Annotated in this window: 29 protein-coding genes and 1 pseudogene; 14 read left to right on the top strand and 16 right to left on the bottom strand. The window is 61.3% G+C overall.

Annotated elements, in window-relative coordinates; genetic code table 11:
* Positions 1-182: 182 nt before the first annotated feature.
* From hemP to AC1DUR_RS11700, 5 genes are all read right to left on the bottom strand, one after another.
* Positions 183-395 carry a hemin uptake protein HemP gene (gene hemP, locus AC1DUR_RS11720; protein WP_477717418.1) on the bottom strand — a complete coding sequence of 71 codons (213 nt, stop codon included), beginning with the start codon at positions 393-395 and terminating at the stop codon, positions 183-185.
* Between the two features lie 152 nt (positions 396-547).
* The gene (locus AC1DUR_RS11715) at positions 548-958 is read right to left on the bottom strand and encodes an ExbD/TolR family protein (RefSeq protein WP_477717417.1); all 411 of its coding nucleotides are present in this window, start codon (positions 956-958) and stop codon (positions 548-550) included.
* A 79-nt stretch (positions 959-1,037) separates the two neighbouring features.
* The gene (locus AC1DUR_RS11710; RefSeq protein WP_477717416.1) at positions 1,038-1,751 is read right to left on the bottom strand and encodes a MotA/TolQ/ExbB proton channel family protein; all 714 of its coding nucleotides are present in this window, start codon (positions 1,749-1,751) and stop codon (positions 1,038-1,040) included.
* Between the two features lie 23 nt (positions 1,752-1,774).
* On the bottom strand, positions 1,775-2,482 hold the full coding sequence (locus tag AC1DUR_RS11705) for an energy transducer TonB (RefSeq protein WP_477717415.1): 708 nt from the start codon (positions 2,480-2,482) through the stop codon (positions 1,775-1,777).
* 95 nt (positions 2,483-2,577) lie between these two features.
* Positions 2,578-2,835: a (2Fe-2S)-binding protein gene (locus AC1DUR_RS11700; protein ID WP_477717414.1), complete on the bottom strand. Its 258-nt coding sequence runs from the start codon at positions 2,833-2,835 to the stop codon at positions 2,578-2,580.
* Between AC1DUR_RS11700 and AC1DUR_RS11695 the strand changes: the two genes are divergently transcribed.
* The gene (locus AC1DUR_RS11695) at positions 2,719-3,012 is read left to right on the top strand and encodes a hypothetical protein (protein WP_477717531.1); all 294 of its coding nucleotides are present in this window, start codon (positions 2,719-2,721) and stop codon (positions 3,010-3,012) included. The genes AC1DUR_RS11700 and AC1DUR_RS11695 overlap by 117 nt on opposite strands.
* A 98-nt stretch (positions 3,013-3,110) precedes the next feature.
* Here the strand turns inward: AC1DUR_RS11695 and AC1DUR_RS11690 are convergent, their stop codons facing one another.
* The 6 genes from AC1DUR_RS11690 to ppsR form a co-directional block, all read right to left on the bottom strand.
* Positions 3,111-3,818, bottom strand: coding sequence for a Fe2+-dependent dioxygenase (locus tag AC1DUR_RS11690; protein WP_477717413.1), 708 nt, complete (start codon positions 3,816-3,818; stop codon positions 3,111-3,113).
* Positions 3,819-3,918: 100 nt separating this feature from the next.
* Positions 3,919-6,231, bottom strand: coding sequence for a TonB-dependent receptor (locus AC1DUR_RS11685; RefSeq protein WP_477717412.1), 2,313 nt, complete (start codon positions 6,229-6,231; stop codon positions 3,919-3,921).
* Positions 6,232-6,575: 344 nt separating this feature from the next.
* Positions 6,576-7,052, bottom strand: a complete 477-nt coding sequence (bfr, locus tag AC1DUR_RS11680; protein ID WP_477717411.1) for a bacterioferritin — start codon at positions 7,050-7,052, stop codon at positions 6,576-6,578.
* A gap of 207 nt (positions 7,053-7,259) precedes the next feature.
* Positions 7,260-8,831, bottom strand: a complete 1,572-nt coding sequence (gene ahpF, locus AC1DUR_RS11675; RefSeq protein ID WP_477717410.1) for an alkyl hydroperoxide reductase subunit F — start codon at positions 8,829-8,831, stop codon at positions 7,260-7,262.
* Positions 8,832-8,913: 82 nt separating this feature from the next.
* Complete coding sequence (gene ahpC / locus AC1DUR_RS11670) at positions 8,914-9,486, bottom strand: alkyl hydroperoxide reductase subunit C (protein WP_477717409.1); 573 nt, start codon at positions 9,484-9,486, stop codon at positions 8,914-8,916.
* Positions 9,487-9,903: 417 nt separating this feature from the next.
* The gene (gene ppsR, locus AC1DUR_RS11665) at positions 9,904-10,725 is read right to left on the bottom strand and encodes a posphoenolpyruvate synthetase regulatory kinase/phosphorylase PpsR (protein WP_477717408.1); all 822 of its coding nucleotides are present in this window, start codon (positions 10,723-10,725) and stop codon (positions 9,904-9,906) included.
* 187 nt (positions 10,726-10,912) lie between these two features.
* On the opposite strand from ppsR, the gene ppsA reads away from it, so the two are divergent.
* From ppsA to dnaB, 10 genes are all read left to right on the top strand, one after another.
* Positions 10,913-13,312, top strand: coding sequence for a phosphoenolpyruvate synthase (gene ppsA, locus AC1DUR_RS11660; RefSeq protein WP_477717407.1), 2,400 nt, complete (start codon positions 10,913-10,915; stop codon positions 13,310-13,312).
* A gap of 150 nt (positions 13,313-13,462) precedes the next feature.
* A complete protein-coding gene (locus tag AC1DUR_RS11655) occupies positions 13,463-13,759 on the top strand; it encodes a hypothetical protein (RefSeq protein WP_477717406.1) in 297 nt (98 codons plus the stop codon).
* The gene (locus tag AC1DUR_RS11650; RefSeq protein ID WP_477717405.1) at positions 13,756-14,403 is read left to right on the top strand and encodes a tetratricopeptide repeat protein; all 648 of its coding nucleotides are present in this window, start codon (positions 13,756-13,758) and stop codon (positions 14,401-14,403) included. Before AC1DUR_RS11655 ends, AC1DUR_RS11650 begins: the two co-directional genes overlap by 4 nt.
* Positions 14,390-14,659 carry a DUF4212 domain-containing protein gene (locus AC1DUR_RS11645; RefSeq protein ID WP_477717404.1) on the top strand — a complete coding sequence of 90 codons (270 nt, stop codon included), beginning with the start codon at positions 14,390-14,392 and terminating at the stop codon, positions 14,657-14,659. Before AC1DUR_RS11650 ends, AC1DUR_RS11645 begins: the two co-directional genes overlap by 14 nt.
* A gap of 3 nt (positions 14,660-14,662) precedes the next feature.
* Positions 14,663-16,774, top strand: coding sequence for a sodium:solute symporter family protein (locus AC1DUR_RS11640; RefSeq protein ID WP_477717403.1), 2,112 nt, complete (start codon positions 14,663-14,665; stop codon positions 16,772-16,774).
* Between the two features lie 208 nt (positions 16,775-16,982).
* Positions 16,983-17,348, top strand: coding sequence for a 30S ribosomal protein S6 (rpsF, locus tag AC1DUR_RS11635; RefSeq protein ID WP_007871089.1), 366 nt, complete (start codon positions 16,983-16,985; stop codon positions 17,346-17,348).
* Between the two features lie 60 nt (positions 17,349-17,408).
* Entirely contained in the window at positions 17,409-17,720 is a 312-nt protein-coding gene (gene priB / locus AC1DUR_RS11630; RefSeq protein WP_477717402.1) for a primosomal replication protein N, read from the top strand.
* 10 nt (positions 17,721-17,730) lie between these two features.
* Positions 17,731-18,015: a 30S ribosomal protein S18 gene (rpsR, locus tag AC1DUR_RS11625; protein ID WP_011483947.1), complete on the top strand. Its 285-nt coding sequence runs from the start codon at positions 17,731-17,733 to the stop codon at positions 18,013-18,015.
* Between the two features lie 11 nt (positions 18,016-18,026).
* Positions 18,027-18,479, top strand: a complete 453-nt coding sequence (gene rplI / locus AC1DUR_RS11620; protein ID WP_477717401.1) for a 50S ribosomal protein L9 — start codon at positions 18,027-18,029, stop codon at positions 18,477-18,479.
* 179 nt (positions 18,480-18,658) lie between these two features.
* Positions 18,659-20,071, top strand: coding sequence for a replicative DNA helicase (gene dnaB / locus AC1DUR_RS11615; RefSeq protein WP_477717400.1), 1,413 nt, complete (start codon positions 18,659-18,661; stop codon positions 20,069-20,071).
* A gap of 196 nt (positions 20,072-20,267) precedes the next feature.
* Here dnaB and mnmH read toward each other — a convergent pair whose 3' ends face one another.
* A complete protein-coding gene (mnmH, locus tag AC1DUR_RS11610; RefSeq protein WP_477717399.1) occupies positions 20,268-21,326 on the bottom strand; it encodes a tRNA 2-selenouridine(34) synthase MnmH in 1,059 nt (352 codons plus the stop codon).
* A complete protein-coding gene (locus AC1DUR_RS11605; RefSeq protein WP_477717526.1) occupies positions 21,323-21,931 on the bottom strand; it encodes an arylesterase in 609 nt (202 codons plus the stop codon). The genes mnmH and AC1DUR_RS11605 overlap by 4 nt, the downstream gene beginning before the upstream one ends.
* 217 nt (positions 21,932-22,148) lie before the next feature.
* Here AC1DUR_RS11605 and AC1DUR_RS11600 point away from each other — a divergent pair.
* The 3 genes and pseudogenes from AC1DUR_RS11600 to AC1DUR_RS11590 all read left to right on the top strand — a co-directional run.
* A pseudogene (locus AC1DUR_RS11600) lies at positions 22,149-22,763 on the top strand (ABC transporter ATP-binding protein); the annotation flags it as partial.
* Between the two features lie 123 nt (positions 22,764-22,886).
* Positions 22,887-23,636 (top strand): 23S rRNA (guanosine(2251)-2'-O)-methyltransferase RlmB, encoded by a 750-nt coding sequence (rlmB, locus tag AC1DUR_RS11595; protein ID WP_041388857.1) that lies wholly within the window; start codon positions 22,887-22,889, stop codon positions 23,634-23,636.
* Positions 23,637-23,676: 40 nt separating this feature from the next.
* A complete protein-coding gene (locus AC1DUR_RS11590) occupies positions 23,677-24,030 on the top strand; it encodes a hypothetical protein (protein ID WP_477717398.1) in 354 nt (117 codons plus the stop codon).
* A gap of 70 nt (positions 24,031-24,100) precedes the next feature.
* On the opposite strand, the gene AC1DUR_RS11585 is transcribed toward AC1DUR_RS11590, so the two are convergent.
* From AC1DUR_RS11585 to AC1DUR_RS11575, 3 genes are read right to left on the bottom strand one after another with little or no spacing between them, the layout of a single operon-like run.
* Entirely contained in the window at positions 24,101-24,697 is a 597-nt protein-coding gene (locus tag AC1DUR_RS11585) for a chromate transporter (RefSeq protein WP_477717397.1), read from the bottom strand.
* Positions 24,694-25,269 carry a chromate transporter gene (locus AC1DUR_RS11580; RefSeq protein ID WP_477717396.1) on the bottom strand — a complete coding sequence of 192 codons (576 nt, stop codon included), beginning with the start codon at positions 25,267-25,269 and terminating at the stop codon, positions 24,694-24,696. The genes AC1DUR_RS11585 and AC1DUR_RS11580 overlap by 4 nt, the downstream gene beginning before the upstream one ends.
* Before the next feature lie 39 nt (positions 25,270-25,308).
* Positions 25,309-25,986 carry a GntR family transcriptional regulator gene (locus tag AC1DUR_RS11575; protein ID WP_477717395.1) on the bottom strand — a complete coding sequence of 226 codons (678 nt, stop codon included), beginning with the start codon at positions 25,984-25,986 and terminating at the stop codon, positions 25,309-25,311.
* Positions 25,987-25,988 lie beyond the last annotated feature (2 nt).

Below are 25,988 nucleotides of genomic sequence, written 5' to 3'. Positions count from 1 at the left end.
AGTCGTGCAGTCGTGCGGTTTTCGGGGAATAGCGACGGTGATCGAGAAAAAAAGCCTGGCTAAGCGACCCCTTGAAGGGTCCGTGGCTGGCTAAAAACGATCTTGGGAGCCCGCTACAGGCTCCGGATCGCCCCACGATGAAACGGATGTGGCTACGGCTTGAAACCGCCCTGGCGCTGCGCTTACTTGGTCAGAATCAATTTGCCCAGGCGTGTGGCCTGCAGGCGGTAAGTCGAGCCGTTGTGACTGATAGCCACTGTTTTTTGACCGCGCAAAATTTCATGACTGTCCAGGCAGCAGGATGGGGCTACGGCACCGCCCGACCCGGCTCCTGGATGCGCGAGTGTGCCAGCGGATGGGTTCTCGTTGTCTGAAGTAGGCAGGGCTGGGGACATGATGGTTTAAACCTGTTTGCGCTTTGTTGAGTAAATGATAACCATTCTCATTTAAAAATCAAGGTGATTTCATCCAAACTGCGCCGTTGTGCGTATTTTTCTGCGGTGAATTTGTTAAAGCTTGTGCGGCCGTCTTGCGGTGCAGCTGGAAATCAGTTCCTGGGCTCGGTGATAAACCCGATTTTTCGCAAGCCTGCCTGCTGGGCAGCCGCCATGGCCTGGGCAACGCGTTCGTAGCGAACCGATTTGTCGCCGCGGATATGCAGGTCAGGCTGTGGATTTTGGGCCGCTGCAGCCTTCAGTCGCGGCGTAAGGTCTTCGTCGGTGATGGCGGTTTCGTTCAGGAAATAGCTGCCTTGCGCATCCACGCTCAGGCGTACCGTTTCCGGCTTGATGTTTTGCGCCTCGTTGGTGGCCCGCGGCAGGTCAATGTTGACGGAGTGCTTCATCACCGGGACCGTGATGATGAAGATGATGAGCAGCACCAGCATGATGTCCACCATGGGTGTCATGTTGATCTCGTTCATTACATCATCGGTGTCGTCTTGGGTTCCAAAGGCCATGGTGTTTCTCGATCACTGAAAATTAGCCTGGCGCGAGGGTGCGACAGGACGATTGGGTTTGCAGGTTGAAACGCCGGGCTCAGGCTTTCTTCATGGGAACGACATTGGCCGGGCCGTTGCTGGTGATGCGTGCACCGGTCACAAAGTAGGCGTGCAGGTCGTGGGCAAAGCGGCTGAGCTTTTGCAAGATGCCCTTGTTGCCGCGCACCAGCGCGTTGTAACCCAGCACCGCCGGAATTGCCACGGCCAGTCCGAGGGCTGTCATGATCAGCGCCTCGCCGATGGGGCCTGCCACCTTGTCGATGGTCGCCTGGCCTGCCGCGCCTATGGACAGCAGCGCATGGTAAATGCCCCAGACCGTGCCGAAGAGGCCGACAAAGGGCGCGGTGGAGCCGACTGAAGCGAGGATGGCCAGACCGGACTGCAGCCGGGCGGTGAATTCGTCGATGGTGTTGCGCAGCGTGCGCGTGACCCAGTCGCTCACATCCAGCGCATCATGCAGATGCGCCTTGGTGTTGCGGTGGTGGAGCGTGGCTTCACGGCCTTCCAGCGCCAGTTGGCGGAACGGGTTGGTGGGGTCTGCGCCCAGCTTGGTCAGGCCTGCTGCGAAATCTTCGCTGTGCCAGAAGTCTTCAGCAGCCCTGGCAATTTTCTTGTACTTGATCAGGTCCAGTGTCTTGATGATGATGACCATCCACGAGGCGAGCGACATGGCGAGCAGCAGCAGTGCCACCGATTTGGTGACGATGTCGCCCTGGCTCCAGACGTTGGCAAGGCCAAATTGGGAATTCATGAATCAATACTCCACAGTTCAAATTAGTCGCTGAGGTTCCATACAACAGGAACGTTAAAAGGCATGGCTTCGGCAACGCCATTGCGCTTGCCGGGCACGTAGCGCCAGCCCATGACAGCGTCGTAGGCGGCTTTGTCGAGGCGGGAAAAGCCGCTCGACCTGACCAGTCTGGCGCGCTGCGGCTTCCCGTCAACACCGATCCAGACTTCGTGCACGGCCGTGCCTGTTTCTCCCATGCGCCGGCTCAAGGCAGGGTAAGGCGGTTTCGGGTTTTGCAGGTAGTCGGCGTCGCTCGAAGGCAGTTGCACCGCGGCCGGCGCTGGTGGGGCAGGGGCGGCGGCGGGCGCTGCCGCTACGGCTGCAGGCGCTGCGGGGAGGGGCGGCGTGATGGCGCCCGTTGGGGCATCAGGGGATGGGGTGGGGTCTGTGATGGCCAGCGGCTGCGGTTGCAGGGGAGCTCTGGCGATGGTCTTTTTCTGCGCGACGACCGGCGTGGGTGGCACCGGCGGCAGCGGCTCCGCCTTGGGGGCAGGTGGATCGACAAATTGGGACAGCACTTCGGCGGGCACCACCAGCTCCGCAGCGCGCATGAGCAGGCCGCTTTGCAGCGCCCAGATAAAACCAATATGCAGGGCCACCACCACCAGGGCAATCACCGCATTGCGGCTAAGAGGCTGGCGCGGCGCGTCTGCCCCGGGGGGGCGGGCGCCTGTGAAAGCAGTGGCATTCATTGCGGAATGGATTGGGTATGCAGGGCCACAAGCGTGCCACAGGTTGGGTCAAGAGGAGCGGCGGAAGATCCACCACGCAGAAACAATCACCAGTATCAGGCTGATGGGGAGAGCTGCAAAGAGGGTTGCGACGTGTTCCATGAGCTGCCTTCCGGAGATTGGTTGGCTAGCTTGATATTGGCCGTCGGGCAGCTTGCGCTGCACTGGGCCACCACGTCTCGGGCGCAACCTTCGCATTGGCCGCACTGGGTGGCCACGCCGAGTTCAAACTGGATTTCGTCAAAGCCCAGGCCGGCGCGGGCATGGCGGGCAATTTCACGGTCAGAGACTCGGCGGCAGACGCAAACGATCATGGAGGGGCTTGGCTGTGGGTTGATGGGTTCAATCAGTGGTTCAATTATAAATGCGAATCTATCGCATTTGCAATCATGCCCCGGCTTATTGTCCGGGTATTTGGTCAATCAGTTTGGGCGTCATGGGTAAAAAGCGCTTTTTACCCATACAAGATCGAGCCAAGATTGAGTCAATAAGCTATCAAAAATATAGCGATGAATTGCCGAAGCCGGCGGGGAAAACCCCAAAAAATGGCGTCAGTCCCGGGTGTGCCCTGCGTGGAAAGGCCGACGCCTCAAACGTCGGCCCACATGCGCAGCAGGTTGTGGTAGCAGCCGGTCAGCCGGACCACTTCCGGACTCTCCGCGCCTCCTTGCGTTGTCCTGTCGAGTTCTTTTTGGCGCAGCGAGGTGATGGCCATGTCCATTTCATAAAGGAGCCGGCGCTGGGCATCGGAGCGGACCATGCTTTCGATCCAGAAAAAGCATGCCAGACGTTCGCCACGCGTGACGGGCTCCACGCGGTGCACCGAGGTGCCCGGGTACATCACGAGGTCGCCGGCCTCGAACTTGATGCGCTGCTCGCCGTAGGTGTCCTGCACCACCAGCTCGCCACCGTCGTAGCTGGCCGGATCGCTGAGAAACAAGGTGCAGGAAATATCGGTGCGCACGTGGCGTGCCGTGGCGGCATGGGTGCGCACGGCGTTGTCGATATGGTTGCCGAAGTGGTTGGCGCCCCCACCGTAGCGGTTGAAGAGCGGCGGGTACACCGATTTGGGCAGGGCTCCGGTCACAAACATCGGGTTGCGGGCGAGGGCCACCGAGACAATGTGGCGCGCCTGCTGGGCTGCGGGCTGCTCCTCGGGCAACTGCAGGTTGTTTTTGACCGTGCCGCTCTGGCTGCCTGCCGTGATTCGGCCGTCTGCCCAGTCGGCCGCCAGGATCAGCTGGCGGACCTGGGCGAGTTCGTCTGGCTGGAGGGCTTGAGGAATGCGAAGCAACATGGTGTCATTTCCAAATGGAATCGGGCACCCCCCGCTGTGCCTGGAGGTGCCCGAAGTTTAAAGCGCAGTTTTAGGGTGAACAGACCCTAATCGTTGCGCCTCAGAACTTGCTGGTCAAGGTCAGGTGCACGGTACGTTCCGCACCGGGTGCGGCGAAGCCGCGGTACAGCGTGTTGTAGTACACCTTGTCGAACAGGTTGTCGATGTTGAGCTTGACGGTATTGCCTTCGTTGATGCGGTACTCCACCAGCGCATCGGCCTTGACGTAGCCGGGCGCGCGGTTGGTGGTCGTCACGCTGTTGGCGGGCTTGTTTTGGCTCACGGCGGTAAAGCCGCCACCGATACGCCATTTGTCGCTGATGCGATAGGTCGTGAACAGGTTGGCCTGGCGGCTGGGGCTCAGGCCCGGGTTCTGCCCGACTTCGGCGAGGCCGGCGGCGTTCGAGCCCGACTGGTCAATCACCGCGCGCAGGAAACCGAGTCCTGCGAAGACGTCCCACTGCGGCGTGATGCGACCCGCCACTTCAAACTCCAGCGCATCGGTGTGGCGCTTGCCGGACAGCAGGTAGGAGTTGTTGGCCGTATCGATGTCGGTATTGCGCTCGTTGTACTTTTCAGTGCGTGCCAGTGCCGTGCGCAAGGACAGGTCGCCGCCATACAGTTCCCACTTGACGCCGATCTCCATGTTGCGGCTGCTCTCAGGCGGTGTGTTGGCCGACCGCGGGTCAAACTGGTAGAGGTCGCCCGATGTGTTGAACGAGGTGCCATACGCGGCGTAGTAGCTCACCTCTTCGTTCGGCTGGTACATCAGGCCGACGCGTTTGCTCAGGAGGTTGTCCGAGCGTGAGAGCGGGGTATTGTTGGGGGCTGTGTTGCCGGAGCGGTCAAAGTCGCCCTGGAAGCGGTCCAGGCGCAAACCGGCGACCACCTTCCAGTAAGGCGTCAGGTCGATCGTGTCCTGCACGTACAGGCCCAGTGTCGTGGCCGTGAATTGCGTCGCCACCTGCTCGATCAGGTTGCCGCTGATGCCGGCGCTGCTTGGGTTTCCAACGGTGGTGGACGGTTTGGTGGCAATCAGCGAGGGATAGGTCGAGCGGCTTGAATTTTCAACCGCGTATTCGGCTCCCACCAGCAGGCTGTTCTTGCGGCCAAACCATTGGGTGCTGGTGAGGTAGTCGGTTTGCAGGAAGGTGTGGTGCTCCTTGCCTGCCTTGGCATTGGTGCGCCTGTTCACCACCGTGTCGGGATTGATGTTGGACACGGTGGTGCCGGCGGCGAAGCTGGACTGCGTGGCCCACATGGCGCGGGAGTAGTAACCGTCGCGCAGCGTGGTTTTCAGGCTGCTGCCGTCGGTCCAGCGGTGGGTGTGCGACAGCGTCAGCGCGTCCGCCTTGTCGTTCTGGAAATCGCTGTCCAGGCCATACCAGTACTTGTTGGTGGGCGAGGGGGCCGGGCGGCCTTCGAGCCAGGCAAAGCCCCAGTCGGGCTTGTCGTTGTAATGCAGGTGGTAGTAGCTGACCTGGAATTCGTTGGCGGTGCCTATGCCAAAGCGGTAGTCCAGCGCCAGGCCGCGGCGATGGGTGGAAGCGCCGGCGTTGTCTCCGCGGCCATCGCTGTCGGTCGTCATGGCGTTGATGCGCAGGGCCGCATCGTCGTCCAGCTTGAAGTTGAAATCGCCTTGCAAGCGCTGGTAATTGTCGGTCCCGATGGTGGCGTTGATCTCGTGTTCCGTGATCAGGCGCGGCTGTTTGCTGACCTGGTTGATGATGCCGCCGGTCGAGCCGCGGCCAAACAGCATGGAAGCCGCGCCGCGCAGTACTTCGACGCGATCAGTATTGAAAGTGTCGCGGTTGTACTGGGCAATGTCGCGCATGCCGTCCTGGTAGATATCGCCCGCAGCGCTGAAGCCGCGCAGGCGAATGTTGTCGCCCACCCGGCCGCCTTCGCCCGCTTCAAAGGTGATGCCAATGACATTTTCGAGCGCGCTCTTGAAGCTGTCCTTGCCCTGGTCGTGAATCAGCTTTTCGTTCACAACGGTCAGTGATTGCGGAATGTCCTTGGCGGGCACCGGCACCTTGCCGACGCTGGTGATGCCGCTCTGGTAGGTCTGTGCCGCGCGGTCACGGGTTCCGGTGACCGTTACGGGGGCGAGGGTTTTGCCTTCGGCCTGCGTGGACGTGGCGGGGGCGGCGGAGGTGGATGCTGCGGTATCCGTGCTCGTGGTGGCGGGAACGCTTTGTGCCCAGCCGGAAACCGAAACAGCCAGCATCAGCGCGCCGAGGGGCAGCAGGGCTTTGTCGGACGATGCGCTGGGTGGGGGCGTTGCGCCCGCTAGCAGTGAGTGGTTGCCAGCGCCGGGGCGGGATTTTTGTTTGCGCACAAGGCGTGCGGCGCGGTCGGAAGGGTGTGCCAAGAGGGCCTCCAAGCATGATTCGGCCTTTTGTCGCGGCCGGACCGGGTTTCAGGAAATAGCTTGGCTGTTCTCGAGGCTGTCCCATGGGGACGCGAGTTTGGCTGGCTCGTAAAGTTCGTCTCCAAGTGTATGCCAAATGATAATGATTCGTAATAGCTTTAATGCAAAAGTTGCGCAAAAACAACCCGAATCAGGTCGGATATCGCCTTTGACGCCATAGGCGTGTGTGGGGTATGTGGGCGTCTGAACGAAAAAAGAGGGCTCTTCGGGCCCCCTTTTTTAGCGCGCCAGGTCCAGGCTATTGGCCCGGAACGTGCCGCAGTGGTGTGTATCGCGCTTAGCGCTTAGCTGACCTCGCCCATCTGGCTTTGCAGGTAGTTCTGCACGCCAACCTTGTCGACCAGTTCGATCTGGGTCTCGAGAAAGTCAATGTGCTCTTCCGTGTCGTCGAGGATTTCCTGCAGCAGGTCGCGCGAGACATAGTCGCGCACGGTCTCGCAATGGGCAATGCCGTCCTTGATCGTGGCTTGGGCGCCTTGCTCGCTCTTCAGGTCGCAGTTCAGCGCTTCCAGCACGTCTTCACCGATCATCAGCTTGCCCAGATCCTGCAGGTTGGGCAGGCCCTCGAGCACGAAGATGCGGTCCATCAGCTTGTCGGCATGCTTCATTTCGCCGATGGATTCCTCGTATTCCTTCTTGGCCAGCTTGTCCAGGCCCCAGTGTTTGTACATCCGGTAGTGCAGGAAGTACTGGTTGATGGCAGTCAGCTCGTTTTTGAGCTGGGCCTGCAGGTGGGCAATGACTTGGGCGTCGCCTTTCATGGGAGATCCTTCTGGTTTTTTTGGACGAATTCCATTGTCTTCAGACCGGCCGGGTTCGGCAAGCAAAATGCCATGACCCTACGGGTGCGTTTTGAGGGCGAATGGGATTGATAGGCGTTCTTCTTTGCAGAAACATTGCTGCCGGTTATGCCGGCCATGTCGGCGATGTCGGCGATGTCGGCGATGCCAGCCAGCTGGCGCAGGGCTTCAGGCTGCCGGTGCTGAAGTGCGGATCAGGTGATCGAAAGCGCTCAGCGCGGCCTTTGCGCCTTCGCCTGCCGCGATGATGATCTGCTTGAAAGGCACGGTCGTCACATCGCCGGCTGCAAATACGCCAGGCACAGAGGTCTGGCCCTTGGCATCCACCACGATCTCGCCATGCCGGGACAACTCAACCACGCCCTTGAGCCAGTCGGTGTTGGGCACCAGACCGATCTGGATGAACACGCCTTCCAGTTCGACCGTCTTCAACTCGCCACTTGCACGGTCCTTGTAGATGAGGCCGTTGACCTTCTGGTCACCGGTGATCTCGGTGGTCTGCGCATGGGTGAACACGGTCACGTTCTTCAGGCTGGCGAGCTTGCGCTGCAGCACGGCATCGGCACGCAGCGCAGTGTCGAACTCGATCAGCGTCACATGCCCGACGATGCCGGCCAGATCGATCGCCGCTTCGACACCGGAGTTGCCGCCGCCTATCACCGCCACGCGCTTGCCCTTGAACAATGGGCCGTCGCAGTGCGGGCAGTAGGCCACACCCTTGTTTTTGTACTCGCGCTCGCCCGGCACGTTGATGTTGCGCCAGCGCGCTCCGGTCGAGATGACGATCGATTTGCTTTTGAGCGAGGCACCGCTTTCAAGCTGGATCTCGATCAGGTCCTTGCCCGGTCCGGTATTCGGAACCAGCGCCTTGGCGCGCTGCAGGTTCATGATGTCGACGTCATAGTTGCGCACATGTTCTTCCAGCGCGTGCGCGAATTTCGGCCCCTCGGTTTCCTTGATCGAGATGAAGTTCTCGATGCCCATCGTGTCCAGCACCTGGCCGCCAAAGCGCTCCGACGCCACGCCCGTGCGGATGCCTTTGCGCGCGGCGTACACCGCCGCTGCGGCGCCGGCCGGGCCACCGCCGACGATCAGCACGTCGAACGGGTCCTTGGCGGCGATTTTGGCCGCTTCCTGTTCCACACCGCTGGTGTCGATTTTTGCCAGGATTTCTTCCAGGCTCATGCGGCCCTGGCCGAACTCGGTGCCATTCAGGAATACGGTCGGCACGGCCATGATCTGGCGCTCCTTGACCTCGTCCTGGAACAGCCCGCCTTCAATCATCGTGGTGCGGATGCGTGGGTTCTGCACCGCCATCAGGTTCAGCGCCTGGACCACGTCGGGGCAGTTGTGGCAGGTGAGTGAAACATAAATCTCGAACTCGAAATCGCCGTCGAGCCCACGAATCTGCTCCAGCACGGCCTGCTCGACTTTCGGCGGGTAGCCGCCGACCTGCAGCAGCGCGAGGACCAGCGAGGTGAATTCATGGCCCATGGGCAGGCCGGCAAAGCGCGGGCCGTGGTTCTCGCTCGGGCGGTTGATCGAAAACGAGGGCTTGCGATGTTTGTCGTCGCGGCTTTCGGTCACCTTGACCAGCGGGGACGAGTCGGCGATGTCCTTGAGCAGCGACTGCAGCTCGCCCGAGGCCTTGCTGTCGTCGAGCGAGGCAACGATTTCGATCGGCTGCGTGGCGCGCTCGAGGTAACTCTTCAGTTGGGCTTTGGTGCTGGCGTCGAGCATGGGGAACTCACTTTTCGAATGCATGGGGGAATAAAAAAGCCCGGGAGCTGGCGCGCCCGGGCTTGGCGCAAACAGCTTGGGCTTAGATCTTGCCGACCAGGTCGAGCGAAGGCTTCAGCGTTTCGGCGCCTTCCGTCCACTTGGCGGGGCAAACTTCACCGGGGTGGGCGGCCACGTACTGGGCAGCCTTCACGCGGCGCAGCAGTTCGGCAGCGTCACGGCCGATGCCGTTGTCGTGCACTTCGATGGTCTTGATCTTGCCTGCCGGGTCAATCACGAAGGTGCCGCGGTAGGCCAGGCCTGCGTCTTCACCTTCTTCGATCAGCACCTGGAAAGCGCGGGACAGCTGCTGGCTGGGGTCGCCGATCAGCGGGTACTGGACCTTGCGGATGGTGTCGGAGGTGTCGTGCCAGGCCTTGTGGGTGAAGTGGGTGTCGGTCGACACGCCGTAAATCTGCACGCCCAGCTTCTGGAATTCTGCGTAATGGTCGGCCAGGTCACCCAGTTCGGTGGGGCAGACAAAGGTGAAGTCGGCGGGGTAGAACACCACGACGGACCAATGGCCCTTGAAGTTCTCGTTGCTCACCGGCACGAACTTGCCATTGTGATATGCGGTGGCCTTGAAGGGAATGATTTCGGTGTTGATCAGGGACATTTTTGCTTTCTATGGCTTGGTTAAAAAAATACTTGAGTGCTTGCGTTGAGCGCTTGCGAATTGATAGTGTATATCTTCTCATTTATTTATTTCGATAGGTATTTACTATTTATCGAATTGCCACTCACTATGCTTTCTCTTGATCCGCGGTTGCGGCGGGCTATTTTTGCATCGAATTGTTGCGAATGAGAGTTATTCGCGCATACTTTCGTCGCATTTTGTGAGTCAGCCACGTGGCGCTGCAGTGATCACTTGCAGCACCGCGCCTTCTACACGCTCTCGGGCGGTGAAAAGGCACGGGTTCACCTGGCGCACGCTGGCGAAAATGTGGCTGTATGTCGATATCAGTGGGCGTAACGAGCTGCAAAAATGATAGCGACTGCAGCTCCGGGTGAGCTGGAAAATAGATTTCGGCAGTCAGTACTCCAGCCGCTCCGGCCGGATTTCCTGCAGGATGGTGGTGGAAATCTCTTCGATGGACTTGGTGGTGGTGGACAGCCAGCGTATGCCTTCGCGCCGCATCATGGCTTCGGCTTCGTGGATTTCCTCGCGGCAGTTCTCAAGGCTGGCGTACTTGGAGTTGGGCCGGCGTTCGTTGCGGATCTGGGCCAGGCGCTCGGGAGCAATCGTCAGGCCAAAAATCTTTCTTCGGTGCGGCACCAGGGCGGGCGGTAGCTGGCGGCGCTCAAAGTCCTCCGGAATCAGCGGGTAGTTGGAGGCCTTGAGCCCGTACTGCATGGCGAGGTACAGCGAGGTCGGCGTCTTGCCGCTGCGGCTCACGCCCACCAGAATCACGTCAGAGCCCGCCAGGTCCTTGTTGCTCTGGCCGTCGTCGTGGGCCAGCGAGAAGTTGATCGCCTCGATCCGGTCGTCGTATTCCTTGCTTTTGGAGGCATCCGAAAAGCGGCCCACCCGGTGGTTGGACTTGATGCCCAGCTCGCTTTCAAGCGGCGCCACAAACATGCCAAACATGTCCAGCAGCATGCCGTTGCAGTGGGTTTTGATGACGGCCAGGATCTCCATGTTCACCAGCGTCGTAAACACAATGGGCCGCTTGCCTTCCACTTCCGCCGCGTGGTTGATCTGCCGGATGGCCTGGTGGGCCTTGTCCACGCTGTCGATAAACGGCAGCCGGACATGGCGGGGCTTGAACTCAAACTGCGCCAGGATGGCGTTACCAAAGGTTTCGGCGGTAATGCCAGTGCCGTCGGAGATGAAAAACACGGTGCGTTGGGACATGGTGGGCGTCTGTCTGATTGAAAGCTGGGTGAAAGGCTGACGCGGCACATCCGGCCGCAGGCCCCTACAATCGTGGCAATTATCCCGATTGTCACGCCATGCCCCGCCACAACCCCTTCAAACAACAACAAGGTTGCTTGCCGCGCATGGTGAATTCCCCGGTTTTTAAACCTCCCGGAGTATTTTCATGTCCAACCTGTTTGAGGCGACCGCCCTGGTCGTACCGTTTGAAAACCTGAGAATGACAGATGTCGAGGCCGTTGGCGGCAAAAACGCCAGCCTCGGCGAGATGATCTCGCAGTTGCCCACAGGCCCGCAAGGCGTGCGGGTGCCTACGGGTTTTGCCACCACCGCGCACGCTTTCCGGGTGTTCCTGGCCTACGACGGGCTGGATAAAAAAATCAATGCACTGCTCGATGCGCTTGACACCGACGACGTGCGCGCGCTGGCGGAGGCCGGCGCCAAAATTCGCGCCCTGGTCGAAGCCCAGCCTTTCCCGCCCGACTTCGAGCAAGCCGTTCGCGCCAGTTTTGCCACCCTGAGCGCCGGAAATGCGCAGGCCAGCTTTGCCGTGCGTTCGTCCGCCACGGCCGAAGACCTGCCCGACGCTTCCTTTGCCGGCCAGCAGGAAACCTTCCTGAATGTCGTCGGCATCGACGATGTGCTGCACAAGATGAAAGAGGTGTTTGCCTCGCTCTATAACGACCGTGCCATCAGCTACCGCGTGCACAAGGGCTTTGCCCATGCCGACGTGGCCCTGTCGGCCGGCGTGCAGCGCATGGTGCGCAGCGATCTCGGCGCAGCCGGGGTGATGTTCACCATCGACACCGAGAGCGGTTTTGAAGACGTGGTCTTCATCACCTCCAGTTACGGGTTGGGCGAAACGGTGGTGCAGGGCGCGGTGAACCCTGACGAGTTCTACGTGCACAAGCCCATGCTCGAGGCAGGCAATCGTGCCGTGATTCGTCGCAACCTGGGTTCCAAGCTGCTGCAGATGGAGTTCACCACGGCCGAGGAGAAAAAAGCCGGCGGCAAGCTCGTCAAGACCACCGACGTGCCCGCAGAACTGCGCAACCGCTATTCGCTGAGCGACGAAGACGTCGAGCAACTCGCCCGTTACGCGGTCATCATCGAAAAACACTATGGCCGCGCCATGGACATCGAGTGGGGCAAGGACGGCACCGACGGCCAGCTCTACATCCTGCAGGCCCGCCCCGAGACGGTGAAAAGCCAGTCCAAGGGCAAGGCCGAGCAGCGCTACAAGCTCAAGGGCACCGGCACCGTGCTGGCCGAAGGCCGCGCGATCGGCCAGAAGATCGGCACCGGCCCGGTTCGCATCGTGCACAACATCAGCGAGATGGACCAGGTTCAGCCTGGCGACATTCTGGTGACGGACATGACCGACCCCAACTGGGAGCCAGTGATGAAGCGCGCCAGCGCCATCGTGACCAACCGCGGCGGGCGCACCTGCCACGCGGCCATCATTGCGCGCGAGCTGGGCATTCCCGCGGTGGTGGGCTGTGGCGATGCCACCGAGCGGCTGGTGGACGGCATGCTGGTGACGGTCAGCTGCGCCGAAGGCGACACCGGCAACATCTACGACGGCTTGCTGGAAACCGAAGTGACCGAGGTGCAGCGCGGCACGATGCCGCCGATCGACCTGAAGATCACGATGAACGTCGGCAACCCGCAGCTGGCTTTTGATTTTTGCCAGATTCCCAACCATGGCGTTGGCCTGGCGCGGCTGGAATTCATCATCAACAACAATATCGGCGTGCACCCCAAGGCGATTCTCGACTACCCGAATGTCGATGCGGACCTGAAAAAGGCGGTGGAAAGTGTGGCGCGCGGCCATGCGTCGCCACGCGCTTTTTACGTGGACAAGGTGGCCGAAGGCATCGCGACCATTGGCGCGGCTTTCTGGCCCAAGCCGGTGATCGTGCGTTTGTCCGATTTCAAGTCCAACGAATACCGCAAGCTGATTGGTGGTTCGCGTTACGAGCCGGAGGAGGAAAACCCGATGCTGGGTTTCCGCGGTGCATCGCGTTACCTCAGCCCGGATTTTGGTGAAGCCTTTGCCATGGAGTGCGAAGCGCTCAAGCGCGTTCGCAATGACATGGGCCTCGTCAACGTCGAGGTCATGGTGCCTTTTGTCCGCACCCTGGGACAGGCCAAAAAGGTGACCGACCTGCTGGCACAACATGGCCTGAAACGCGGTGAGCAGGGCCTGCGCGTGATCATGATGTGCGAGGTGCCGAGCAACGCCGTGCTGGCCGACCAGTTCCTCGAATACTTCGACGGGTTTTCCATAGGCTCGAACGACCTGACCCAGCTGACGCTGGGACTGGACCGTGACTCGGGCCTGGAGATTCTGGCCACGGACTTTGACGAGCGCGACCCCGCCGTCAAGGCCTTGCTGAGCCAGGCCATCAGCGCCTGCAGGCGACAGGGCAAGTACGTCGGTATCTGCGGCCAGGGTCCCAGCGATCATCCGGACTTTGCACTCTGGCTCAAGGAGCAGGGCATCGGCTCGATTTCGCTGAACCCGGACACCGTGATAGACACCTGGAAGCGCTTGGCCAAATGATGCTGATCAGCCGATGCTGATGCGTTGAGTCTGCTGGCAGTTTGCCGGCAGTCAGTGGCAACCGAGGGAAAACCCCCGGTTGCTTGAATGCACACGGTAAGCAACTGGCAAGCCCTCCGATGACAATCGGGGGCATTGCCCCTAAATGCCATGCTTGCTGTTGTCACCACTGTCAAACTGCTCACCGAGATCGCACTGCTCGCGCTGTTGGGCCAGTGGGTGATAGGCCTGCTGTCAGGTCAGGCCCGCGATCACAACCCGTTTTATCGCCTGCTGCAAGTGGTGGGGCGCCCCTGGGTACGGGCGGCACGCTGGCTCGCGCCCCGGGTGGTGCTGGACCGCCATCTGCCGTTGGTGGCCGGTTTGGTCCTGCTGTTCATCTGGGGTGGCGCAGCCATCGCCAAGGTCGCGATTTGCCTGCAGATCGGCGTGGTGCTGTGCAAATGAAGGTGGCGCTGAATTCGCTGAACTATCACTTTCTGAGAGTGCAGGCAGTGGCCCTGCTTGCGGCCGGAAACCGCGCGCGCGCACTGGCAGGATTTGAGCGGATGCTGCGGCTAAGACCACTGGATCGCTATGCGCTCGCCAGCCGGGCCCATGTGCTGGCAGCGTTGAAAAATTATGACGAGGCGGCGGCGAGCCTGCACCAGCTCACCCGCGCCTGGCCGCAGGACGCACCTGCCTGGTTCAACCTGGGCTATGTGCTGCAGCATGCCGGGCAGCATGAATCTGCTGAGGCCGCGTTTCGCAGTGCCCTGGCACTGGATGAGCGCATGGACCGTGCGTGGTACGGCCTGGCGCTGGCCCTGATCCACCGGCGGCAGTTTCATGCGGCGGTGCAGCCCCTGGAAATGAACACGGCATTGCAGCCCATGAGTCCCCACGGCTGGTACTGGCTGGCGCAGGTTCGCCTGGAACTGGGCCAGCCCGAAAAAGCCCGGAAAATCATCGACCACCTCCGCCAGTTTGAGCCCCGGGTGGCCGCGCAACTGGAAGGCGAATACGGCTTGCAAGTCAGGCCCGGCCAGCCGGCGCGCGCAGGGCAGGCCCCTGGCGCGGCAATGAGTGTGACGGGCAATGCAGCTCACTGACAACCATCGCCGCTACTGGCGCAAGAACCTCGCCCTGACGGCCGCGCTGTTGCTGATCTGGTTTGCCGTCACGTTTGGCGTGAGTTACTTCGCGCGGGCCTTAAGCTTCACTTTTTTTGGCTGGCCCTTCAGTTTCTGGATGGGGGCGCAGGGCGCTTTGCTGGTGTATTGCCTCATCATCGGGTTTTATGCGTGGTGCATGAACCGTCTCGACATTGAGCACGACGTGGCAGACCTTGCGGATGGAGAGCACTGAACCATGGCCGGATTTTTCGGATCCCGGGACGGGATCGGCCTCTCGAAGCGGCAGTTCAAGACCCAGCTGAACCGGGTGTACTGCTGGTACACGGTAGGTCTGGTGCTGTTTGTGGCCGTGCTCGCCGGCCTGGAGCGCATGGGCATGCCACGGTTGTGGATAGGTTCCACCTTCCTGATGGCCACCATTGGCCTGTATGCGGGTATCGGGATCATGAGCCGCACCACCGACGCCGCGGAATATTACGTGGCGGGCCGCCGTGTCCCGGCTGTCTACAACGGCATGGCGACCGGTGCCGACTGGATGTCGGCGGCGTCGTTCATCGGCCTGGCAGGAACCCTGTACCTCACGGGTTACAGCGGTCTGGCCTTCATCATGGGCTGGACGGGCGGCTATTGCCTGGTCGCCCTGGTGCTGGCTCCCTACCTGCGCAAGTTTGGCCAGTTCACCATCCCGGATTTCCTGGGCGAGCGCTACGGCGGAAACCTGCCCAGGCTCATCGGGGTGATGGCCGCCATCCTGTGCTCCTTCACCTACCTGGTGGCCCAGATTTATGGCGTCGGCCTGATCACGTCCTATCTCACGGGCATTGCGTTCGAACTCGGGATTTTCCTCGGCCTGGGCGGTATTTTGGTGTGCTCATTCCTGGGCGGAATGCGCGCCGTGACCTGGACGCAGGTAGCCCAGTACATCATTTTGGTGGTGGCCTACCTGATTCCGGTGATCTGGCTGTCGGCCAAGCAGACCGGCGTCCCCGTGCCGCAACTGGTTTATGGCTATCAGCTGGAGAAGGTCACCGCCCGGGAAAAACAGCTGGTCGATGATCCCGGCGAGCAGCAGGTGCGAGCCCTGTTCCGGCAGCGCTCGGAGGCCCTGGCCGACAAGATCGGGCATCCGGCGGCTTCGCTGGCTGCCGACAAGCTGGCTGCCAGCAAGAAGATGGAAGAGTTGAAGAGCGGTAATGCCTCCGTTGCACAGGTTTCCTCAGCGGCCAGGGCGCTGGCGGCGATGCCTAAAAACGAGGCCGCGGCGGTTCGCAGCTGGTCGGCCGCCAAAGCCGTCGCGGACATCAAAAGCCAGCCGCTCAACGGCATGCCGCCACACGCGGCCCAGTTTTCCGGCGACCCGGAGGGAACGCCGAAAGAAAGAGAGATTTACGACACGTCGCGCCGGAATTTCCTGGCGCTGGTCTTTTGCCTCATGGTGGGGACTGCCGCTTTGCCGCACATCCTGATGCGGTATTACACCGTCCCCAGCGTGCGGGAGGCGCGTCAGTCCGTCACATGGTCCCTGTTTTTTATCTGCCTGCTGTACTTCACGGCGCCGGCGTTGGCCGTGCTGGTGAAATATGAAATCTTCACCGTGCTGGTGGGCATGCCGTTTGACCACCTGCCGGCCTGGATCAACACCTGGAGCAAGGTGGACCCGTCGCTGCTGTCGGTGACCGATGTCAACAGGGACAACATCCTGCAACTCAATGAAATGACGGTCGGCGGCGACGTCATTGTGCTGCTCACCCCCGAGCTTGCCGGCCTGCCTTACGTTATTTCCGGGCTGGTGGCGGCCGGCGGTCTGGCGGCTGCGCTCTCCACGGCAGACGGCCTGCTGCTGACGATTGCCAATGCGCTGGGCCATGACGTGTATTACAAGATGATCGACCCCAACGCCTCGACGGTCAGCCGGGTGACGGTGTCCAAAATCCTGCTGCTCATCGTGGCCTTAACGGCGGCCTACGTGGCGGCCCAAAAACCGGCCGACATCCTGTTTCTCGTGTCGGCGGCATTTTCCTTTGCGGCGGCCTCATTTTTTCCGGCACTGAGCCTGGGCATTTTCTGGAAACGCGCGACCGGCATTGCGGCGGTGCTGGGCATGGTGTCGGGCCTGGGTGTGACGTCCTACTACATGCTGACCACCCAGCCCTGGCTGCGCGAGGCCTTCGGCATCACCTCACCCATCCAGCTCTGGTGGGGCATTGATCCCATTTCCGCGGGGCTATTTGGCGTTCCGGTCGGGTTTGCCGTGATCGTGCTGGTGAGCCTGGTAACCCGGCCACCCCCCCAGAAAGCCCGCGATCTGGTGGATCACGTGCGTTATCCGGACCTGAAAAGCCTTTAGGTTCAGGTTTTCGGGCGTCGTCCATCCTCCTTGGCGCGTTCCCCTGGCATGCCGTCTGCCGGTGGAGGTTCGCCCTGGAAGTACCTCCCTGCGTCACTTGAACACCTGAATTTGCACCCGGGGCCGCCAACCGGCTATAATCATGGGCTTCGCCTTGCTGCACCCTTAACGACGCTGGGGCAGCTTCAATCAACCACAAGGAGAGTTTATGCGTCACTATGAGATCGTCTTGCTGATCCATCCGGATCAAAGCGAGCAAGTGCCAGCCATGCTGGAACGTTACAAGGGCATGATCACCGCCGGCGGTGGAAAAGTGCATCGTGTTGAAGATTGGGGCCGTCGCCAGCTGGTGTACCTGATCCAGAAACTCGCCAAAGCCCACTACCTCTGCATCAACATCGAAGCCAGCCAGGCCGTGATGGAAGAAATTGAACACGCGTTCAAGTTCAACGATGCCGTGCTGCGCCACCTGACCGTGGTCAAGAAAAAGGCCGAAACCGGCCCATCCCTCATGATGCGCAACGTCGAGAGGGAAGAAGCCCGTAAAGCCCAACAGCAGGAGTATGCGGCTTAATAGCCACCATGCTGTTGAACGCCTCGCTGCCGCGCAGCTGCCATTGAGCAAAAGCCCGCAGTGAACCACGTTGAACTGACCGCCTGTATCGCCGAGGCAAGTCCTCTTCGCTACACGCCCGCTGGAATCCCTGCCGCCAATTTCGTCCTCGAACACGAGTCCGAAATCGTCGAAGCAGGTGTTGCCAGACAGGTCAAATTGACGGTCAGGGCGGTTGCCTTCGGAACGCTGGCTGAGCAATCAGCCAAGTCTCCGCTAGGCAAGCCCTTCAGGTTCACCGGTTTCCTCATCAATGCGCGCACCAGCAAAGGCGTTGTTTTTCATATTCAAGCCCTAGAACAAGTTTCTGAGCAAGTACTGAACCCAATTTAAGGAGTCCATCATGGCCGGACCAAAACGTTTCAACAAAGACAAGCGCCCCAAGCGCAATACCCAATCCCTGCTGTTCAAGCGCAAGCGTTTTTGCCGCTTCACAGCCGCTGGCGTTGAAGAAATCGACTACAAGGACATCGACACCCTGCGCGATTTCGTCGCCGAAAACGGAAAAATCATCCCCGCACGCCTGACCGGCACGCGCGCGATTTTCCAGCGCCAGATCAACACCGCCGTCAAGCGCGCTCGCTTCCTCGCGATGCTGCCTTACAGCGACCAGCACCGTAGCCTGTAAGGAGCACGACCATGCAAATTATTCTGCTCGACAAAGTCGTGAACCTGGGCAATCTGGGTGAAGTCGTCAAAGTCAAAGACGGCTATGCACGCAACTTCCTGATCCCTTCCGGCCGTGCCCGTCGCGCCACGGAAGCCAACAAGGCCGAGTTCGAAGCCAAGCGCGTTGAGCTTGAAAAAGCCGCCGCCGCCAAGCTCGCCGAAATGCAGGCTCAGGGCGAAAAGCTCGGTGGTACTACCATCAAGCTCACGCAAAAAGCTGGTGTGGATGGCCGCCTGTTTGGCTCGGTCACCAACCACGACATCTCGGCTGAGCTGACCAAGCAGGGCTTCCCCGTCGCCAAGTCGCAAATCCGCATGCCCAACGGCCCGCTGAAGACCGTGGGCGACCATGCTGTCAGCGTGGCACTGCACACTGACGTGGCAGTTGACATCACCGTGACGGTTTACGGCGAAACCGCTTAAATCCGGTTACGCTGCTAAAAAAGCCGCTCTTCGGAGCGGCTTTTTTGTTGGGACGGCCCGTTCCGGGTTGTACACACGTACATCCGGCAATCCCACTGAATTTCCCCCGCTTATCCACAGCCTTATCCCGGGTGCTTTCGCGCTGTCGGCGTAGTATTTAGCACCTTCCCAGGAAACCCATGTCCGCTTTACTTTCCACTTTTGACGATCCCGGCTACAGCCCTGACCGCCAGATTGCCCAGTTGCGCATTCCACCGCACTCCATCGAAGGCGAATCCAGCGTACTGGGGGGCTTGCTGCTCGACAACGGCGCCTGGGACCGCGTGGGCGACCTGCTGACCGATGAAGATTTCTATCGCCACGAGCACAAGCTGATTTACGCCGCTGTCGGCACGCTCATCAACGCTTCCAAGCCGGCCGATATCATCACGGTATACGAGCACCTGCAGAACCAGGGCAAGGCTGACGAGGTGGGCGGATTGGGCTATTTGAACTCGCTCGCGCAGTATGTGCCGAGCGCCAGCAACATCCGCCGCTATGCAGAGATCGTGCGGGAGCGCTCCATCCTGCGCAAGCTGGTGTCCGCCTCCGACGAAATCTCCACCAACGCCTTCAACCCGCAAGGCAAGGATGTCGCCACCATCCTCGACGAGGCCGAGCAGAAGATCTTCAAGATTGGCGAGCAGGGCTCGCGCATGAAGGAAGGCTTCCAGAGCATGGACACGCTGGTCGTCAGCCTGCTCGATCGCGTGACCGAAATGGCCGAGAACCCGCAGGACGTCACCGGCGTGCCCACAGGTTTCTACGATTTGGATCGCATGACCTCCGGCTTCCAGGCCGGCGATCTGGTGATTCTTGCGGCCCGCCCGTCCATGGGTAAGACCGCACTGGCCATCAACATCGCCGAGCATGTCGCGCTCAACGAGGGCCTGCCCGTGGCCGTGTTCTCCATGGAAATGGGCGCCTCCCAGCTTGCCGTGCGTATCGTTGGTTCCATCGGCCGCATCGACCAGACCCATTTGCGCACCGGCGGCCTGACCGATGAGGAGTGGCCGCGCCTGACCGAAGCGATTGAAAAGCTGCGCACCGTCTCGCTGCACATCGACGAAACGCCCGGCCTGACGGTGAGCGAGCTGCGCGCCAACGCCCGGCGCCTGGCGCGGCAGTGCGGCAAGCTCGGCCTCATCGTGGTCGACTATCTGCAGCTCATGAGCGTCTCCGGTGGCATGGCCGAGGAGAACCGTGCCACCGCCGTCGGTGAGATTTCACGCGGCCTGAAGATGCTGGCCAAAGAGTTGCAGTGCCCCGTGATTGCGTTGTCGCAGCTCAGCCGCGGCGTAGAGTCCCGCACCGACAAACGCCCCATGATGAGCGACCTGCGCGAATCCGGCGCCATCGAGCAGGACGCCGACATCATCATGTTCATCTACCGCGACGAGTACTACACCAAAGAGGCCTGCAAGGAGCCGGGTGTGGCCGAGGTCATCATCAGCAAGCAGCGTAACGGCCCTACGGGCACGGTGAAGCTGGCGTTTATCAACCGCATTACCAAGTTTGAAAGCCTGGCCAGCGGGTCGAGCGGGGACTTCTAGGAGCCTGTCGGGCTTGGGGCGTCGAGCGAAAATCGGCCCCGGCGAGGACAGTTTTTGCCGGATTTGCAGGCCCATAGCCCCGCTATGGGACAAGGGGATGGTGAAAAATGGACCACTGCGGTCGATTTGCAGCCGACGCCCCAAGCCCGACAGGCTCCCAGACGCAGGCACGAACAGTTGCGCTGAAAGGCCGCTTTCAGGGGCCGGCAAGCATGGCTTGCGCCAGCGCGGTCATGGCGGCCACGCTGTGGTTTTGCGGCTGCAGCACCCGCGCCGTTTCGTAATGCGCAAAGTTGCGCCGCATCGACTGCAGGTACACCGGGTCGTAGTGCTTGACCAGCAGTTCGCGAACCACCGAGGCCACGTCGCCGGCGCGGGCCCGTGCCTGCCAGTCCTGCACGGTTTCCTTGCCGCGGGCCTCGGTCAGGGCGCCCAGCCGGTCGCAGAAAAAGTCGATGTCCTTGACAAAAAAATCATAGTCTTCCAGCAGCAGTGCCACCCGTTCCTCCTCGGGCAGTTCCAGCTGCAGGCAGGGGCTGGCACGCATGGCGGCAATCAGCCCTTCGGGCACGGCTACATTGCCGACTTTTTTGCTTTCGCTTTCAATGTACACCGGGCGAGTCGGGTCAAAGCTGCGCAAGGCGGCCCAGATGCGGCTGTCAAAGGCTTTCTGGCTGGGCTGCGGTGAACCGGGAATCATGCCCAGCACCGAGCTGCGGTGATTGGCCAGGGCTTCGAGGTCCAGCACCTGGGCGCCTTGGGCCGCCAGCGCGTGGAGCAGGCGGGTCTTGCCCGAACCCGTGGTGCCGCAAACCACCTGGTAGCTGTGGCGTGCTGCCAGTTGCGGTAGATCCGCCACCAGCGCGGCCCGGAAAGCCTTGTAACCGCCATCGACCAGGGTGACCTTGAAGCCGATCTGGTCGAGGATGAGCGCCAGCGAGCCGCTGCGTTTGCCGCCGCGCCAGCAATACACCAGCGGCTGCCATTCCCGGGGTTTGTCCAGCACCTCGCGCTCAATGTGGGCGGCGATGTTTTTGGCCACCAGGGCCGCACCCTGCTTTTTGGCTTCAAACGCGCTGATCTGCTTGTACTGGGTGCCGACTATTTTTCGCTCGTCGTCATTCAGGCTGGGCCAGTTGATGGCGCCCGGCAGGTGGTCTTCCGCATATTCCCCCTCGCTGCGGGCGTCAATGATGGCGGAAAAACCGCCCAGTTTGCCGAGTGCGTCCTCGGCGGAAATGCGTTCGAGGCTCACTTGATCAGTTTCTTCAGTTCGGGCCAGACATTGGCCAGCATCCTGGCTTGCGACTGCTCGTTGGGGTGAATGCGGTCGGCCTGGAAGTTGGCGACAGGGTCGGCTGCGTCGGCCACACCTTGGAGGAAGAAGGGCACCAGCGCGACTTTTTCGGTCCTGGCCACTTTCGGGAACAGGCCGGCAAAGCCAGCCCCATAAGCGCCGCCGTAGTTGGGCGGCACCTGCATTCCCACCAGGAGCACTTTGGCACCCGCTTTTTTGGACGCTTGCGTCATGGCCGTCAGGTTTTTCTCGGTCATGTCCAGCGGCAGGCCGCGCAGGGCGTCGTTACCGCCCAGCTCGATCACCACCGTGTCAGGTTTGTGCTGCGCCAGCAGGGCCGGCAGGCGCGAGCGCCCGCCGGAGGTGGTGTCGCCGCTGATGCTGGCGTTGACGACTCTGGCGGCTTTCCTTTCGCCGGCCAGCTGCTTTTCCAGCAGCGGTACCCAGCCGGTGCCGCGCTTGAGGCCGTATTCGGCGCTCAGCGAATCGCCAACGATCAAAATGGTGTGCGATGTTGGGGCGGCCTGCGCCGGTTGCGCAGGGGCCAGCCCGGGCGCGCCCATGAGCACTGCGATCAGCAGCGTGCCGAATGGTTTTAGCAGCCGGGCCGCCGGCATCCGCGCAAGCTTGGTAAAGTCTGATTTCAAGTTTTCTGACAAGGCTGACATGTTTGAACCCGCAGTGACTGTCGTGAGCGACGCTTCGTGCGCGCCGGCTTCCCCGACTCCTTCAATTATTTCCGTTGAGCATGTTTTCAAGTCGGTGAGCGACTCGACCGGCACACTGACCATTTTGCGCGATATTGATTTCTCGCTGGCGCCTAAGGAAACTGCCGCTATTGTCGGCGCCTCCGGTTCCGGCAAGAGCACGCTGCTGTCCATCATCGCCGGGCTTGATACGCCGTCCCAAGGCACGGTGCGGATGGCGGGGCAAGACCTGTTTGCCCTCAATGAGGACGACCGTGCGGCGCTGCGCGCCCGCGAAGTGGGTTTTGTGTTCCAGAATTTTCAGCTCATGGGCAATCTGACGGCACTGGAAAACGTCATGTTGCCGCTGGAGCTGGCCGATCAACGAAATGCCCGTGCGCTGGCGACCGACATGCTCAAACGGGTGGGTCTGGGCGAGCGGCTGGGCCATTATCCCAAAGTGCTGTCGGGCGGCGAGCAGCAGCGCGTGGCGCTGGCGCGGGCCTTCGTCGTGCAGCCCGCCGTGCTGCTGGCCGACGAGCCGACCGGCAGCCTTGACTTTGCCACCGGCGAAACCGTGATGGCGCTGATGTTTGAACTCAACCAGGAACTGGGTACGACGCTGGTGCTGGTTACGCACGACCCGATGATTGCCGCACGCTGCGAGCGGCGCATCACCATTGATGCCGGGCGGATAGTCAAGGCTTGATGGACAAAACGATCCTGGGCCAGGTAATACGCTCCCCCTTTGTCTTTGCTATTGCTGGTCCGGCAATTTGACGGCGGGCAGGGTGGCCGATGGGCCCGTCGGCACGAGCAGTGATAATCGGGTATGTCTTCTTCCCCCAAAGTTCTTTTTGGCTTTCATGCCGTGGGTGTGCGTCTTAAAACCGCCCCCCAATCGGTTCTGGAGGTTTTTTTCGATGCCTCGCGCCGCGATGCCCGCATGCGCCAGTTCACCGACCGCGCCCGCGAAGCCGGCGTTCGCCTGATTGAGTCCGACGGCCTGCGACTGGCCAAAATGTGCGGCAGCCATGGCCACCAGGGTGTTGTCGCCCGCGTCGATGCGGTGGCCCAGGTCAAATCACTCGATGAGCTGCTGGAGCAACTGGAAGAGGCCGGCACCGCGCAGCCGCTGCTGCTGGTGCTCGACGGCGTGACCGATCCGCACAACCTGGGTGCCTGCCTGCGGGTGGCCGACGGCGCGGGCGCCCATGCCGTGATCGCGCCCAAGGACCATGCCGCCGGCATCAACGCCACGGTGGCCAAGGTGGCCAGTGGCGCGGCCGAGACCATGCCTTATTTCATGGTCACCAACCTGGCCCGCACGCTGGGCGAGCTCAAGGAGCGCAACATCTGGTGCATAGGCACGAGCGATGACGCCCCCAAAACGATTTACGACGTGGACCTCAAGGGCCCGGTTGCACTGGTGCTCGGCGCCGAAGGGGAGGGCATGCGCCAGCTCACGCGCAAGACCTGCGACGAACTGGTCAGCATTCCGATGCGCGGAGCTGTCGAAAGCCTCAACGTGTCGGTGGCCAGCGGCGTTTGCCTGTACGAAGCACTGCGCCAGCGCAGCTGACCGGGCTTTTGTCGCCCGCATTTTCCTGGAGATGCCCACCATGAGCTTCCGTTACCTGATTGCTCCCGTTTTCATGGCTGCCAGTGCGGTAGCCCTATTGGCTTCCTGTACCCAGGAGCAGCAAAACAAGATCAGCCGCGACATCCAGAACTGGACCGGCACCAACGGCGTGCTGGAGTTTTATGCGGGCGACAAGCTGATGCGCCGCTTCATCAAGATTGACAAACTGAGCACCGCCATGGGCACCGATGACAACAAGGCGCGCTCCTACCGGTTTGGGTATGGCGTGCTGGATGAAAACCTGAACATGGTTGCCGACGCCGGCGAGAAAAAGGTGTATTTCGAGGTCAGCGACTACGGCTCGAACTACATCTTTTTCGAGAACCCCCACTAGGCCAAGCCTGACCTGATCCAGCAGGTCCGGCCCAGGGCAGATCAAACCCTGGATGTGGCCCGGATCACGCTCAGATCAATCCGAACCAGCCGAGCGCAGCGCCTGCCGCCAGCAGCCAGAGCAGGTGAATCCTGGTGCGCCAGACGATCAGCGCGGTGGTGCCGCTCAGTAACCACACGGGCCAGTTTTGCGCAACGCTGTTGCCCGCCTTGCCGTTGGCGCCCGCCAGGATGCAGCCGGTGGCAATCAGCAGCGCCACCACGATGGGCGCCATGCCCTGCTTGAAGGCGCGCACTGCCCGCATCTCCCGATTTCTGTGGCCCCACTGGGCCGCCGTGTAAGTGAGCACGGTGCTGGGGATGAGAATGCCCAGCAAGGCGAGAAAGACGCCCATTAGGCCGGAGAGCATGCCGCCCGCATTCATGCCCACGTTCCAGCCGAGCAGGGCGATGAACAGGACATTCGGGCCGGGTGCCGCCTGCGCAATGGCAATGGAGGCGTTGAATTGGGCGTCGGTCAGCCAGTGCTGCTTGTCCACCAGAAACCGGTGCATGTCGGGCGCCGTGCTGATGGCGCCTCCGATCGACAGCAGCGACAGCGACAGGTAGTGCAAAAACAGCTCAAACCATTCATGCGCGCCGAAAACCAGGTGGGGCGCATTGGTCATGGCTTGAGCCTGTAGAGGGCCGCCACGCAGGCCACCCCGCCCAGCCCGGGCAGCACATAGGCCATCGGCCAGCGCAGCAGGGCGATGGCGGCAAAGGTTGCCACGCCGAACACGGCGCACAGGCGCAGTCCCAGCACGTTTTTGGCCAGCGCGCCAGACAGCCGCATGCCGGTTGCCGCAATCAGGCCGGCGGCCACTGCCGCCATGCCGCGCAGGGCACCCGCCACGCCTGGATGCGCCGCAAACTGGGCATACAGCACAGCCAGCAGCAACACCAGCACCAGCGGCACGGTCAGCATGCCCGCGAGCGCCGCCATCGCACCCTTGAGGCCGAAGTAGCGCCCACCCACCATCAGTGACAGGTTCACCACGTTGGGCCCCGGCATGATTTGTGCCACCGCCCAGTCTTCGATGAATTCTTCACGCGTCATCCAGCGCTTTTTTTCCACCAGGTCGCGCTGCACGACCGCCAGCACGCCGCCAAAGCCCTGCAGGGCCAGCAATGTGAATGAGACAAACAGGTCGGTGAGGGATTTGGGTTGCGGGCGCACTTCCGCGGGCAGGGAACTCATGGCCTGATTATCGTCGTTCACCCTGCGCACGGTGGTCTCCTAGGACGACAGGGGACTGCTGTCATCGATGCTGGCCAGCAGGCGTTCCCGCCCCGACAGTACATGACGTTCAGCAGCCGATTTCGCCCTGGCTTTGGCCCCCTTGATGATGGCCTCGTAAATCGTCCGGTGCTCGATGTTGGAGCGCCGCATGTTTCCGGGTGAGTTGAAGTAGCGCCGCCTGAACAGGTGCAGCTCCTTGACATAGTCGTCATAAGTTTCATGGGCTCGCTGGTTGTTGGACAGGCGCAGGATCAGCGCGTGGAATTGCAGGTTCAGGTCGTAATAAAGATCGGAGTCTTCAGCGTCGCAGGCCGCATCCATCTGTGCGAGAAGCCGCTCAAACTGCTGCTTGTGTTCTTCGTTGACATGTTCCGTTGCGCGTTCGGCCGCAAAGCCGAAGACCAGTGCCCGGAGCTCATAGATCTCCAGCATTTCGCGCACCGAAATCTGCCGCACGAAGACACCGCGGTTGACGACAGCCTTGACGATGCCCAGGCCCGTCAGCATTCGGATGGCCTCGCGGATGGGGCCGCGGCTGGTACCCATGCGCAGCGCCAGTGCGGCCTCGTTCAGGCGCTCCCCGGGCTTGAGTGCGCCGGTGTAAATCAGGTGCTTGAGCTCTTCCGCAATGAAGAGCGGCAGTCCCTGTTCGGGCTTTTCTTTGGGTGAGGTCATGG

This window comes from Polaromonas sp. P4_F4 (assembly GCF_056401355.1).
This window is presented reverse-complemented; position numbering and strand designations above follow the sequence as displayed.

Excerpts from the sequence above, each read along its gene's own strand:
- hemP (WP_477717418.1), bottom strand. The coding sequence starts at position 395 with ATGTCCCCAGCCCTGCCTACTTCAGACAACGAGAACCCATCCGCTGGC.
- AC1DUR_RS11715 (WP_477717417.1), bottom strand. The coding sequence starts at position 958 with ATGGCCTTTGGAACCCAAGACGACACCGATGATGTAATGAACGAGATC.
- AC1DUR_RS11710 (WP_477717416.1), bottom strand. The coding sequence starts at position 1,751 with ATGAATTCCCAATTTGGCCTTGCCAACGTCTGGAGCCAGGGCGACATC.
- AC1DUR_RS11705 (WP_477717415.1), bottom strand. The coding sequence starts at position 2,482 with ATGAATGCCACTGCTTTCACAGGCGCCCGCCCCCCCGGGGCAGACGCG.
- AC1DUR_RS11700 (WP_477717414.1), bottom strand. The coding sequence starts at position 2,835 with ATGATCGTTTGCGTCTGCCGCCGAGTCTCTGACCGTGAAATTGCCCGC.
- AC1DUR_RS11690 (WP_477717413.1), bottom strand. The coding sequence starts at position 3,818 with ATGTTGCTTCGCATTCCTCAAGCCCTCCAGCCAGACGAACTCGCCCAG.
- bfr (WP_477717411.1), bottom strand. The coding sequence starts at position 7,052 with ATGAAAGGCGACGCCCAAGTCATTGCCCACCTGCAGGCCCAGCTCAAA.
- ahpF (WP_477717410.1), bottom strand. The coding sequence starts at position 8,831 with ATGCTCGACGCCAGCACCAAAGCCCAACTGAAGAGTTACCTCGAGCGC.
- ahpC (WP_477717409.1), bottom strand. The coding sequence starts at position 9,486 with ATGTCCCTGATCAACACCGAAATCATTCCCTTCAAGGCCACCGCATAT.
- ppsR (WP_477717408.1), bottom strand. The coding sequence starts at position 10,725 with ATGTCCCAACGCACCGTGTTTTTCATCTCCGACGGCACTGGCATTACC.
- ppsA (WP_477717407.1), top strand. The coding sequence starts at position 10,913 with ATGTCCAACCTGTTTGAGGCGACCGCCCTGGTCGTACCGTTTGAAAAC.
- AC1DUR_RS11655 (WP_477717406.1), top strand. The coding sequence starts at position 13,463 with ATGCTTGCTGTTGTCACCACTGTCAAACTGCTCACCGAGATCGCACTG.
- AC1DUR_RS11650 (WP_477717405.1), top strand. The coding sequence starts at position 13,756 with ATGAAGGTGGCGCTGAATTCGCTGAACTATCACTTTCTGAGAGTGCAG.
- AC1DUR_RS11645 (WP_477717404.1), top strand. The coding sequence starts at position 14,390 with ATGCAGCTCACTGACAACCATCGCCGCTACTGGCGCAAGAACCTCGCC.
- AC1DUR_RS11640 (WP_477717403.1), top strand. The coding sequence starts at position 14,663 with ATGGCCGGATTTTTCGGATCCCGGGACGGGATCGGCCTCTCGAAGCGG.
- rpsF (WP_007871089.1), top strand. The coding sequence starts at position 16,983 with ATGCGTCACTATGAGATCGTCTTGCTGATCCATCCGGATCAAAGCGAG.
- rpsR (WP_011483947.1), top strand. The coding sequence starts at position 17,731 with ATGGCCGGACCAAAACGTTTCAACAAAGACAAGCGCCCCAAGCGCAAT.
- rplI (WP_477717401.1), top strand. The coding sequence starts at position 18,027 with ATGCAAATTATTCTGCTCGACAAAGTCGTGAACCTGGGCAATCTGGGT.
- dnaB (WP_477717400.1), top strand. The coding sequence starts at position 18,659 with ATGTCCGCTTTACTTTCCACTTTTGACGATCCCGGCTACAGCCCTGAC.
- AC1DUR_RS11605 (WP_477717526.1), bottom strand. The coding sequence starts at position 21,931 with ATGGGCGCGCCCGGGCTGGCCCCTGCGCAACCGGCGCAGGCCGCCCCA.
- rlmB (WP_041388857.1), top strand. The coding sequence starts at position 22,887 with ATGTCTTCTTCCCCCAAAGTTCTTTTTGGCTTTCATGCCGTGGGTGTG.
- AC1DUR_RS11590 (WP_477717398.1), top strand. The coding sequence starts at position 23,677 with ATGAGCTTCCGTTACCTGATTGCTCCCGTTTTCATGGCTGCCAGTGCG.
- AC1DUR_RS11585 (WP_477717397.1), bottom strand. The coding sequence starts at position 24,697 with ATGACCAATGCGCCCCACCTGGTTTTCGGCGCGCATGAATGGTTTGAG.
- AC1DUR_RS11580 (WP_477717396.1), bottom strand. The coding sequence starts at position 25,269 with ATGAGTTCCCTGCCCGCGGAAGTGCGCCCGCAACCCAAATCCCTCACC.
- AC1DUR_RS11575 (WP_477717395.1), bottom strand. The coding sequence starts at position 25,986 with ATGACCTCACCCAAAGAAAAGCCCGAACAGGGACTGCCGCTCTTCATT.